The organism is Paracoccus rhizosphaerae, from assembly GCF_026162645.1.
Taxonomy (GTDB): Bacteria; Pseudomonadota; Alphaproteobacteria; order Rhodobacterales; family Rhodobacteraceae; genus Paracoccus; species Paracoccus rhizosphaerae.
This window is the reverse complement of the sequence record NZ_JAOTBE010000094.1, coordinates 1-9,190: the sequence shown is the minus strand read 5'-3', so window position 1 is coordinate 9,190 and position 9,190 is coordinate 1. Positions and strand designations below refer to the sequence as shown.

Below are 9,190 nucleotides of genomic sequence, written 5' to 3'. Positions count from 1 at the left end.
CGGGCGTGCGGCCATGCTGCGGGCCACCATCGCCCGAGATGACTTCGAGATAGGATTGCTCCTTCCTCAGGATCAGCTTCTTCGGGGCGTTGTGCGCGTCGTAGATGCCCACCGCCGAGACAAGCCGCTTGTCCTGGCGGATGATGCCGGCCGCCTCCTTGAAGCCGATGCCGGCCTGCTTGCGATCGGCAGCAGCGAAGATCGCCTCGCCACCGGGTCGCCGCTCGGGAGCGATGGTGTGCAGCAGCGCCAGCGCAGCGGCCAGAGAGGTCTTGCGGTTGCCGCGGGGCAGCAGCAGCGCGACGGTGTTGAACATGCGCGTGCCGTTCTCGTGCCGGGGGCCATAGATGCGCCTGACGATGCGCTCCTGCCACGGGTCGAGCTGGAAGGCGCGCTTGGGCAGGATCGACTTAGGATGCCGCAGGGCACGCAGGAATTTTACCGCCCGTTCGCCATAGCCGAAGGGGTCGGCGATCTCCGAGCCGTCATAGATCCAGCTTGGGAAGGTGCTGTCCCTTGCTACGGGTGTGGTCTTCGGCGCCATGCCTCACCCCACGTCCAAGGGTGACGGGCTGTCGTCGCTGTCGTCATCGTCGCGGATGGCAGGGCGGGACCGGCTGACGGGCGTCAGGCCCAGCTCTGCGCCCAGCTGGCGCGCCGTGACCATCGCCTTGTCCAGGGCGCGGATCATCGGCAGCATCGCCGCCGCGTCACTCTCGGCCTGGATCAGAGTCTCCATCTGGCGCACCCGGCCGATGCAGATGCAGTAGCTTTCGAGGCCACCGAGATCGGCATCGGTCAGGATCTTGCGCTCGACCAGCACCGGCATCACCCGCGCCCATTCATCCTGCGCAGGTTGAGACAGCCAGTCAGGGGGCGCCATGTTATCGATCAGGGCGTCCTGTTCCTCGCGGAGTTGCGGCTTGGCTCCCTTCATCAGGTCAGCCTCACGCAGCGCAGGTCCAGCCCCTTGCGGCGGCCGATGGGGGTGATCTGCTTTATGTTGAAGGTCTCGCCCTGCCAGGTGACTTCACCGGCGCTGGTAATGCCGTCCACGAAGCGGATGCGGAAAACCACGGTTTCCTCGTCAGTGGCGCCGCCGCCGCGCAGGAACTCCTCGGTGGTCTGGTCGATGCGCTCGGCCCTGACGGTGGCGACGGTCGGGGTGCTGCCCCTCTCGGGGGTGCCATAGTCGTTCACGAACAGCTGGAAGGTCGTGATGGTGATGGTCTCGGTCAGCTTTCCGGCCTTCATGGCTGCGCCTCCGAAATCAAGATTTCAAGTGTCACCACGCCGTGCGAGTGCTCGCCGTCCGCGTCGCGCAGGAAGCGCTGGCTTGCCACCAGCAGATCAGCGCAGTGCAGCCCCTCGGGAAGCGCCAGGCGGCCGAGACGCATGGCCGCGCGGATGGCGCCGCCGATGGCCTTCGAGCGCTCCAGCGACGGCTCACGCACCCAGATGTGCAGCGTGTGGAAGATCCGTGTATGCGCCCTGCGGAGGCTCGTGCCTTCATCGACCGACTGGCTTTCGCCAAGGATGATGGCAGGGCGCGGTGCGGGGCGCTAGTTGGTGTCGAGGATGTTCGCCGCAGGCACCAGATTGATTACGTCCTGATTACGGTTCAGGCGCTCGCGGATGGCCTTCTGAACCTCAAGCTCGGGGGTCATTTCGCCTCCTTGATGGCTTTGCCGATCGCCCGCTTGATGCGGTTCAGGGCGCGCTTGCGGCCAAGGCGAAAGCCCGGCCAGAAGAATGGCTGCGCAGGATGATTGACGGTGCCGTATTCCTGCAGGTGCGGATAACGCACCTCGCTATTGCCCACGGTGATCGCCACCGCGTTCTCTGCCACGACATGCGAGCCTCCCGGCTGCGAGTAAGGCGGCGTGGACTGTCCCGGCAACGTCACGGCGACGGAGTTCTTCAGGTCGCCCTCGTCCTCGGGGGCCAGGGCCTCGATGATGTCAGCAATTTCATAGCCGCCCTTTGCGAGGGCCGGCACGACGGCCTGGCGGGCGGCGATCGGCACCGCTCTCATACGCTTCTGGAAACTGGACAGGCCGCCGTCATTCGCCATCAGAATGTCCTGTCCCGATGTGCGTCGATGATGTCGGCCACGCCGAAGGGCAGCGGGGCGCCGCGTTCCATGACGGCCTCGCGGTTTTCATACCACCAGGCGGTCAGCTGCAGGATGGCGTCGCGCAGGTCCGAAGGGACCAGTTCAGGCTCGATGAACCGCTCCAGCAGTGTGAAGCCCAGCCACTGCTCGATGAAGCTCTGCGCCGCATCAAGCTTGAGCTGCAGGAGCATGTCGTCCTGATCCTGCCCGGCCATGAGGGCCAGGTGATCCTTAATCTCGGGAAGTGTCACAGTGGTTGGCATGGATCACCTGTGCGGGTTGGCGACGGGGTGCAGGTCAGCCTGCAACCGCATCACGTTGTTGGCCGCGTCGAAGACCTCCCCGACCGACATCACCAGCGCGAACCAGCGCCGCTCGGTGACGCCATCCGCGAACAGCAGCCGGAAGGGGAAGGCTTCGCGCGAACGGTAGGCCCGGCGCAGGATGATCTGGCCCGCATCGGCAGGATCGAGGCCGAGGATCACCTGCATGGTTTCGGGGCGATGCACGCCCTTTGCGGCCATGTATCCGTCGCCGCCCATATAATGGGCCTCCTCCAGCTCGTAGCGTCCGCCCAGCACCCCGAAGGCCTCGGCCTCGCCCACCTCCACCCACGCGGCGTCAGGAACGCTGGCGGGTGGCATGTGCGAGGGGACTTCCTCGTCGGCAATGAACAGCTTTGAGCCTGCGACGGGGAACAGCATCAGACGCCGCCGGTCGCCGCGATCTTGACGATGTTCGAGTTGATCCAGAGCGAGGCGTTGAACTTCATCACGCTGTTGGCGCTGTCGTAGGTCTCGGACGCGCTGCCCACCTGGGCCACGAACATGCGCTCCGAAGGCGTGCCGCCTGCCGGCGCATCGGCCAGGACGACCCGGAAGGCGAAGTCGTTCTTGGTCCGCTCTGCCGCGATCAGGGCGATCTGGCCGGGGTCGCTCGGGTCGAGGCCGCAAACCACGTCCATGTTGCCGGCGTTCTTGGTGCCCTTGAGGCGGCGGGTGCGGCCCGAGTTGATGCCGTCGAAGGTGACTTCGGCCGAAGTGTCACCGGCAGAGCCGAGGCCCTCGGTTTCCCCGACTTCAACCCAGGTCTGGCTGGAGAAGTCGGTGGCGTCGAAGTCATCAGCCTGGGCTGGGAGAGGGCCGCCGATGTAGAGGCGGGTGCCTGCGGTGGTGTAGATCGTCATGGCGTGTCCTTTCGGAACTGGCGGCGCTCGATGCGTTGCTTGGCGCCGGAATGGCAGGGGGTGCAGTGCGACTGCCACCGGGACTTGTCCCAGAAGATGGCTTGATCGCCGCGGTGCGGGGTTTTGTGATCGACAAGGGTTGCCCGTGCCCCACAGGCTGCGCAGTAAGGGTGCTGGCGAAGGAAGCGCTTGCTGGCTGCCTCCCATTCGCGCGTGTAGCCCCGCTGGCGGCTGTTGGGCCGTGTCTTGTCAAAGCGGGCTTTCCGCTCGGCCGCGCGCTGGATCTGGCAAGGGCATTGGGCACCCGGAGGCACCGTCTTGCCGCAAGAACAGATCCGGGGCGCGCGGGCTGGCATCAGTCGGCCTTCCGGCTTCCGACCTTGAAGCGATGCTCGTCGCCGTCGCGGGTGCGGATGACGGTCTCGCCATCCTCCTCCCGGACCTCGACGCCGCCCTTGGTCTTCTCCAGCTCGGCCACGAAAGCCGCGATCTCAGCCTTGGTCTTCACCGCGCTCATGCTGCAGCCCCCCGCAGAACGGCGATGGCTTCCGGCATGACCGGGGCGCCACCGACACGGCGACGGGCGCGGATCTTCACAATGCCATTGTCAGCGCCGGTGAAGTCGTCGCGCAGGGTCTGGATGCCGATGCGATCGACAATCTGATAACCCACGTTGAAGTCACCGAAGGCCACCGGATAGGAGCCGGCCGCCAGCGAAGGCATGTCCACCATCTCGCGGATCGGACGGCCCAGCAGGGTCGCGGGCTGGCCGTTGGCGAGGCTGTCGCCCCAGATCATCCGGTCGGTGTTGTCGGTGGCGCCGCGGATCGCCGCCATCGTAGCGCGGTTCATCACCCACGTTGCGTTGCGGGCGTATTCCGTGGGCAGCGCGTAGAACAGCGAGATCAGATCATCCACCAGCTCCGCGCCGGTCAGGGCCGTTTCGATCGCCTCGTAATCCGCCGCCGATGCCAGGAAGCCGAGGGGCTTGCCATTACCGTCGCCGTTCACAAAGGCCGCTTCCTCCATCTTCCCGAACTCGCGGGCAATGTGGTTGCGCAGGAACCCTTCGAGGTCGATCAGGCTGTCTTCCAGCAGTTGCTGCGACACAGGGACGATGACGGCCTGCTCGTGAACAGCGATCTTCTGCTGGTCGAAGGTCGGTTCCGACACGGGGCGCGGGCCGATCTCCGAGACCCAGCCAGGCTGCACGTTGCCGTTGAGCTTGGGGATGACAATCTCGGTCGTGCCGATCGCCATGATGTTGGCAATGGCGCGCATCGATGAACGCTCGGAAAGCGTCTGCAGAACGCGGGTCGAGAACTCGGGGGCGACGACATAGCCGCCGGCCGGGTTGGCGCCCAGGTTCAGGGTCTTCTTGTCGTCGTCATCCAGAGCGGTCACGCCGTTGCGGATGAAGGTCTCGAAAGCCTTCTTTTCGACTTCGCCGGGCTTGCCCTCGGTCACACCACCCTGATGACGGTTGCCTTTGGCTTCCAGCTTGTCGATCCGGGCCACAAGAGCCGAGTTGTCGGCCTTCTGCTCCAGCGCGGTCATCTTGGCCTCCAGCGCCTCGATGCCCTTGGTTTCGGTCGTCTCAGTCATGTCGTGTTCCTTTGCGGAGGTGATGCGGGCGCCGGCATGTGCAGGCACCGCCACCACGCTGATTTCGAGAAGCTCAAGATCGCTGATCGTGCGACCACCGCCCCGGCGAGGCATGGCCTTGCGCGAGGCAAAGCCGATCGACAGGCCGCGAAGCGCACCCGCCTGGATCAGCGAGCGAACCTCGGCCGCGCGCTGGACATCGTTCACCAGCAGCCGGCCCTTCACGGTCAGGCCCTGGTCGGTCTCGATGATCTCGTCCCAGACACCCACGGTGTCCTTCTGGTCGTGGCTGGCGAGCATCGGCAGCGGCGGCATCGACTTGGCGAATGCGCCGCGCTCGATCACGTCGCCCACCCGATCGGGGCTGCCGAAGGGCCAGGCTATGCCCTCGACCATGCCGGCCTCGTCCACGGTGAAGTTGGCTTTGACCTCGATCCGGCTCATGCTGACGTCCCCCGGAAGGCCGCACGATCAGCCGCGAAGGCATCAACCTGTTCCTGCACCCACAGTGCGCTCCTCAGGAGCCGCAGGGCGTTGGCATGGTTGAGGGGCACCGGGCTGCCATCTTCGAGGATGTGCCAGCCCAGAATGCAGCGGGCGAGGTTGTTCAGCCGGGCCTTCTCACGGGCAACCGCAGGCACCCGTCCGTAATCGTCACTCGCCTCGGCCAGTTCATCCGTAAAGGCGATGCGGGCGCGATGCTGCGTCTCACTGTCGGGGCCGGCGATGCGGAGCGTGATGCCCACCGGCTTGCCGGTCACCGGATCGGCCAGCTCGAAGTCGCGGCCGCGGTCCTGGTCCTGGCTGTCTGCGAGGATGTCATTCAGCTGCATGGACCACCTCAATCGTAGTGCCCTGATCCACGAAGATCACCGGGACGCCGGGGAAGGCCTGCTCGACCTGGCTGCGGACGGCCGCGACGGGCCACTGCGGGCAGAATGGCGACATGCGGACAACGACGGCCTGCGGCTTGCCCTTGGCTGTGATCGGCTGCGCGATCTCGGTCTCGTTGGGTCCGGTCATTCGGGGATCTCCTCGGGTTCATCCGCCGACGGCGGTTGCGTGGCAGGGGCCGCGCTGATGTTGGGGTTCTCGAAGGTGTCGCCGCCCTCGCGCGGGGGCAGGCTCAGCCATCCACGGCCCTCGTTCGGGTTCAGGGTCCGGCTGGCGATCAGGCTGTTGATGACGGTGGCACGGGTCGCAAGATCCGCTCGCGTGAGGTCGTCGCGATCGAAGCGGACCACATACCGGCCCCGTTCGTCGTCGCTGAACAGGGCGCGGTTGAACGCGCCTTCCAAGCCGCGAAGCCACGGCTCCAGGCAGTAGGACAGGAACTCTCTGCCCTTCTGCTCGCTGTTCGACCAGGTGGCGCGCTCAAGGGCGCCGATCATAGGGGCGGGAATGTTGAAGGCGCGGGCGATTTCCTCGATCTGGAACTTCCGGTTTTCGAGGAACTGCGCGTCGGTGCTGTTGAAGGTGATCGCTTCGAACTCAGCACCGTCATAGAGGATGACCGTTCGGCCGCCGCTGTCCTCAGCCTCATGCGTCTGTCGCCATGAGGCGATGATCTTCTGCACCGCCGTCTCGCCCATGCCCTTGGGGAATTTGAGTGTGCCAGAGGGCTTGGCGCCGCGGGTGAACAGGCGGGCCGCGTGACGGTCCAGCGCCACGGCAATACCGATCGCATCCCGTGCCAGAGACAGGGGACTGCGGGGCAGGGGCGGCATCAGGTGGATGACGTCGCGGGCCGCCACAGGGCGGTTGCCAAGACGATACTTGCGCTCGCCGGTGTCCAGGTCGGTCTCGAAGAACAGCGTTCCCTGGCGGTAGCTGATGAGCTCCACAGGGCGGCCGTTCACGCGGTTGACCCAGGCCATGCCGCCTTGATCGGCCACCAGCGCATCGACCATGATCTGCCGGATTAGCTCAAAGCCGGTCGTCCAGTCGTTCGCCTCGCCGCGCAGCAGGTTGAGGACCGGGTGATCCGTCACCTCGATCTCGGTCCCGTCTTCGACATACTTCACATGCACGTCGAGCGAGGCCACGGCTTCGGAGATCAGCTGGATGGCGTTGGAGACAGCAGGCACCCGCAGCGCATCCATGATGCTGACCGGGATGCCGTTTCCGCTGGAGAGATTGGCGCCGAGAATGGCCGCAAGGTCCGTGTCAGGCACGGCCAGGGACTTCTCTTGATGGGGTGCCGCGCTACGCGACCAGGGCCAAATTTTCATAGCCCCAAGATACTGGGGCCAGAAGTATCACGTCAGATGGCAGAACCTACCAAATCCTGCCATTTCCTTCATCATTCCAGTGGCTTAGTTCGCCGCCACTGTCGCAGTTCGTTCTGAAATGCGCAATAGCTCATCGTGCCTGGCGGCTGATAAATCGGGATCTCCTGCTTCTTCGCCCACCGGCGCGCCGTGGTCTCGCTGATGCCCAGGAAGGCCGCGATGCTCGGCAGCCCCCACAGCTTACCGCGAACCTCAGCAGGCTCCAGCACAGCATCCAGTCGCCAGACGTCGAGAGGCGGGGCCTTCATGTCGGTCTCACTCATCGAAAATCTCCAATTCGATCCGATCTTGCACGCGGCTCCCCGCGCCGGTCCCCGCTTTAGGGCCAAAATTGACGACCACACCCTCTGGTTGATTTTCCGATCTGGCTTGACCCACAAAGGAGAGACAGCGAAGATCCGATAGAGGCAGGACCGAGGCAATGCGATGTTCATCGAAGTCACAGAGCGTGAAACCAATTCGCCCACTTCGATGAACATTGAACACATCATCACCTTTGCACCGAGATGCGGCGGCGGGACGAACGTGGAACTTGTTGGCGGTGATGACTGGTTCGTGGTGGTCGAAGACTATGAGACCGTGAAGGCCATGATCCAGAAGGCCGCGATGCCGTTCGTCTGACGACCTACTCATCTGCTACCTCACGTCCTGTGAATGCGCCGTAGATCACCGATGCCCGCCGTGTGACTGCCCGTGCCAGTGCAGGGTCAGTGATCTCTGCGCTGGCCTTGTGCCCTGTCGATGTCTTGCCCGCAGGACCATAGGCGACGACGATGCCTGTCTCCTTCTCGATCAGGACACAGCCACGCACTGACATGATCGCTAGGTTCAGGTTGAACGATGCCAGCAGCCGATTGCCGCGGGTGTTCGGCTGGCCGTCGATGACTGTCAGCTTGGTGATGGTGAAGTCGGGGATCGCGGTCATTTATGGCCCTCGCTGCTAATTTCGGGGTTCCACTTCGGCACCAGAGCGATCGAGCTTTGCTTACGCGGCACGGCGAACGCAGATGAGACCGCTTCATCCAGCGTCGTGTGGCGGGACAATTGATAGCTCGCGGCGCGGTAATAGCCCCGCACAGCGTAGTCACCTTTGCCAGTGATCCAGATGCTGACGGTCTGGTACTGCTTGATGTTCGAAAGGGTCATAAGTTGCTCCTGTCGTTCGTTACGTCGGGCCAATAGCCCGCATTGGGGTCATCAAAGTCTGATAAGCTGGGACCTCGCCCAGTGTGCGTGACAGGGTGACATTCGGCATTGTCACCTCTCTCCTGAACATCTCTGGCACAGTCTGGACGTGACAGCGTGACAGCCCTTAAGGGCATGTCACGTGTGTCACGCTCCCTCCTGGTATCTGGCGCCGTGACATCTTCGGCTGTGTCACGCTCTGTCACGCGCGTCACGCCGGAGCCTGCAGCGGCGAAGATCGAGGCAAGGGCAGTTTGATCGACGACTAGGTAGACATCGTCTTGCACCGTCATCGTACCGCTGTTTACCAATTCCGTGCGCACACGATGGAACGCCTGACGCTTAGCCCCTGCATTGTCTCCCGTGTGCTTCGCGTAGAAGGCATCCCGCCACTGATCGACATGCACACCTCGAAATGAACTTCCACTACCGCTCCAGACACCATGAGTGCGGGCAGCATCTTGATAGGTTTTAATGGCTAGGGTTTGCGTCGGAGTGCGACGCTCCTTGCGAGGAGGGGCGTCGGCCTGCCGCAGAACTGCACTCACTGCGTCTCCTTGGAGGTGGACACTTTCCAAGGTGAAGTGCAGATCGTCGGGCGGCGAAGCGTCCTTCATCTTTGTGTTGACGACATCCAGTCGGGCGCCGTCCTTTTCGACGCGATACTCGAAGTCTAGTGCGCCCTTTAGGGTCAGGACTCGTTCTTGATCACAGCCAGAACATGACGGTCGCGGCCAATGCGATTGCGGAGAGGTAAGTCTCCGGGCACCTGTCGTAACGCGTGGCGACACGTCTCCAGTCTTTCAG

At 64.0% G+C, this 9,190-nt stretch carries 16 protein-coding genes and 2 pseudogenes; 1 reads left to right on the top strand and 17 read right to left on the bottom strand.

The features are described 5' to 3' along the window. The 14 genes and pseudogenes from OC184_RS18555 to OC184_RS18490 all read right to left on the bottom strand — a co-directional run. Window positions 1-544 (bottom strand): terminase large subunit domain-containing protein (locus tag OC184_RS18555; RefSeq protein ID WP_322630230.1); only part of this gene is annotated, 544 nt, incomplete at its 3' end. Window positions 545-547: 3 nt separating this feature from the next. Then, a complete protein-coding gene (locus OC184_RS18550; protein ID WP_265508642.1) occupies window positions 548-937 on the bottom strand; it encodes a phage terminase small subunit P27 family in 390 nt (129 codons plus the stop codon). Continuing rightward, a complete protein-coding gene (locus OC184_RS18545) occupies window positions 937-1,254 on the bottom strand; it encodes a phage head closure protein (RefSeq protein WP_265508640.1) in 318 nt (105 codons plus the stop codon). Before OC184_RS18545 ends, OC184_RS18550 begins: the two co-directional genes overlap by 1 nt. Next, window positions 1,251-1,547, bottom strand: a pseudogene (locus OC184_RS18540) (DUF3168 domain-containing protein); the annotation flags it as partial. The pseudogene OC184_RS18540 and the gene OC184_RS18545, both read right to left, overlap by 4 nt. Before the next feature lie 116 nt (window positions 1,548-1,663). Next, window positions 1,664-2,074 carry an HK97-gp10 family putative phage morphogenesis protein gene (locus OC184_RS18535; RefSeq protein ID WP_265508639.1) on the bottom strand — a complete coding sequence of 137 codons (411 nt, stop codon included), beginning with the start codon at window positions 2,072-2,074 and terminating at the stop codon, window positions 1,664-1,666. Further along, window positions 2,074-2,379 carry a head-tail connector protein gene (locus OC184_RS18530; protein WP_265508638.1) on the bottom strand — a complete coding sequence of 102 codons (306 nt, stop codon included), beginning with the start codon at window positions 2,377-2,379 and terminating at the stop codon, window positions 2,074-2,076. The genes OC184_RS18535 and OC184_RS18530 overlap by 1 nt, the downstream gene beginning before the upstream one ends. A 3-nt stretch (window positions 2,380-2,382) precedes the next feature. Beyond that, window positions 2,383-2,820 carry a hypothetical protein gene (locus OC184_RS18525; protein WP_265508637.1) on the bottom strand — a complete coding sequence of 146 codons (438 nt, stop codon included), beginning with the start codon at window positions 2,818-2,820 and terminating at the stop codon, window positions 2,383-2,385. Then, complete coding sequence (locus OC184_RS18520; RefSeq protein WP_265508341.1) at window positions 2,820-3,302, bottom strand: hypothetical protein; 483 nt, start codon at window positions 3,300-3,302, stop codon at window positions 2,820-2,822. Before OC184_RS18520 ends, OC184_RS18525 begins: the two co-directional genes overlap by 1 nt. Window positions 3,303-3,657: 355 nt before the next feature. After that, on the bottom strand, window positions 3,658-3,819 hold the full coding sequence (locus OC184_RS18515) for a hypothetical protein (RefSeq protein ID WP_265508636.1): 162 nt from the start codon (window positions 3,817-3,819) through the stop codon (window positions 3,658-3,660). Next, window positions 3,816-5,351: a phage major capsid protein gene (locus OC184_RS18510; RefSeq protein WP_265508635.1), complete on the bottom strand. Its 1,536-nt coding sequence runs from the start codon at window positions 5,349-5,351 to the stop codon at window positions 3,816-3,818. Before OC184_RS18510 ends, OC184_RS18515 begins: the two co-directional genes overlap by 4 nt. Continuing rightward, a complete protein-coding gene (locus OC184_RS18505; protein WP_265508634.1) occupies window positions 5,348-5,740 on the bottom strand; it encodes a hypothetical protein in 393 nt (130 codons plus the stop codon). Before OC184_RS18505 ends, OC184_RS18510 begins: the two co-directional genes overlap by 4 nt. Next, window positions 5,727-5,930, bottom strand: coding sequence for a hypothetical protein (locus OC184_RS18500; RefSeq protein ID WP_265508633.1), 204 nt, complete (start codon window positions 5,928-5,930; stop codon window positions 5,727-5,729). The genes OC184_RS18505 and OC184_RS18500 overlap by 14 nt, the downstream gene beginning before the upstream one ends. Next, window positions 5,927-7,081 carry a phage portal protein gene (locus OC184_RS18495; RefSeq protein ID WP_322630229.1) on the bottom strand — a complete coding sequence of 385 codons (1,155 nt, stop codon included), beginning with the start codon at window positions 7,079-7,081 and terminating at the stop codon, window positions 5,927-5,929. The genes OC184_RS18500 and OC184_RS18495 overlap by 4 nt, the downstream gene beginning before the upstream one ends. A gap of 128 nt (window positions 7,082-7,209) precedes the next feature. Then, window positions 7,210-7,461 carry a MerR family transcriptional regulator gene (locus tag OC184_RS18490; RefSeq protein ID WP_265508631.1) on the bottom strand — a complete coding sequence of 84 codons (252 nt, stop codon included), beginning with the start codon at window positions 7,459-7,461 and terminating at the stop codon, window positions 7,210-7,212. A 163-nt stretch (window positions 7,462-7,624) separates the two neighbouring features. On the opposite strand from OC184_RS18490, the gene OC184_RS18485 reads away from it, so the two are divergent. Next, window positions 7,625-7,819, top strand: a complete 195-nt coding sequence (locus OC184_RS18485; RefSeq protein ID WP_265508630.1) for a hypothetical protein — start codon at window positions 7,625-7,627, stop codon at window positions 7,817-7,819. A 4-nt stretch (window positions 7,820-7,823) separates the two neighbouring features. On the opposite strand, the gene OC184_RS18480 is transcribed toward OC184_RS18485, so the two are convergent. The 3 genes and pseudogenes from OC184_RS18480 to OC184_RS18470 form a co-directional block, all read right to left on the bottom strand. After that, window positions 7,824-8,123 (bottom strand): hypothetical protein, encoded by a 300-nt coding sequence (locus tag OC184_RS18480; RefSeq protein ID WP_265508628.1) that lies wholly within the window; start codon window positions 8,121-8,123, stop codon window positions 7,824-7,826. Then, the gene (locus OC184_RS18475) at window positions 8,120-8,344 is read right to left on the bottom strand and encodes a hypothetical protein (RefSeq protein ID WP_265508627.1); all 225 of its coding nucleotides are present in this window, start codon (window positions 8,342-8,344) and stop codon (window positions 8,120-8,122) included. Before OC184_RS18475 ends, OC184_RS18480 begins: the two co-directional genes overlap by 4 nt. Window positions 8,345-9,091: 747 nt before the next feature. After that, window positions 9,092-9,190, bottom strand: a pseudogene (locus tag OC184_RS18470) (IS5/IS1182 family transposase); the annotation flags it as partial.

What these genes read in the sequence shown, in the direction of transcription:
- OC184_RS18550 (WP_265508642.1), bottom strand. Translation starts at nt 937, where the DNA reads ATGAAGGGAGCCAAGCCGCAACTCCGCGAGGAACAGGACGCCCTGATC.
- OC184_RS18545 (WP_265508640.1), bottom strand. Translation starts at nt 1,254, where the DNA reads ATGAAGGCCGGAAAGCTGACCGAGACCATCACCATCACGACCTTCCAG.
- OC184_RS18535 (WP_265508639.1), bottom strand. Translation starts at nt 2,074, where the DNA reads ATGGCGAATGACGGCGGCCTGTCCAGTTTCCAGAAGCGTATGAGAGCG.
- OC184_RS18530 (WP_265508638.1), bottom strand. Translation starts at nt 2,379, where the DNA reads ATGCCAACCACTGTGACACTTCCCGAGATTAAGGATCACCTGGCCCTC.
- OC184_RS18525 (WP_265508637.1), bottom strand. Translation starts at nt 2,820, where the DNA reads ATGCTGTTCCCCGTCGCAGGCTCAAAGCTGTTCATTGCCGACGAGGAA.
- OC184_RS18520 (WP_265508341.1), bottom strand. Translation starts at nt 3,302, where the DNA reads ATGACGATCTACACCACCGCAGGCACCCGCCTCTACATCGGCGGCCCT.
- OC184_RS18515 (WP_265508636.1), bottom strand. Translation starts at nt 3,819, where the DNA reads ATGAGCGCGGTGAAGACCAAGGCTGAGATCGCGGCTTTCGTGGCCGAG.
- OC184_RS18510 (WP_265508635.1), bottom strand. Translation starts at nt 5,351, where the DNA reads ATGAGCCGGATCGAGGTCAAAGCCAACTTCACCGTGGACGAGGCCGGC.
- OC184_RS18505 (WP_265508634.1), bottom strand. Translation starts at nt 5,740, where the DNA reads ATGCAGCTGAATGACATCCTCGCAGACAGCCAGGACCAGGACCGCGGC.
- OC184_RS18500 (WP_265508633.1), bottom strand. Translation starts at nt 5,930, where the DNA reads ATGACCGGACCCAACGAGACCGAGATCGCGCAGCCGATCACAGCCAAG.
- OC184_RS18490 (WP_265508631.1), bottom strand. Translation starts at nt 7,461, where the DNA reads ATGAGTGAGACCGACATGAAGGCCCCGCCTCTCGACGTCTGGCGACTG.
- OC184_RS18485 (WP_265508630.1), top strand. Translation starts at nt 7,625, where the DNA reads ATGTTCATCGAAGTCACAGAGCGTGAAACCAATTCGCCCACTTCGATG.
- OC184_RS18480 (WP_265508628.1), bottom strand. Translation starts at nt 8,123, where the DNA reads ATGACCGCGATCCCCGACTTCACCATCACCAAGCTGACAGTCATCGAC.
- OC184_RS18475 (WP_265508627.1), bottom strand. Translation starts at nt 8,344, where the DNA reads ATGACCCTTTCGAACATCAAGCAGTACCAGACCGTCAGCATCTGGATC.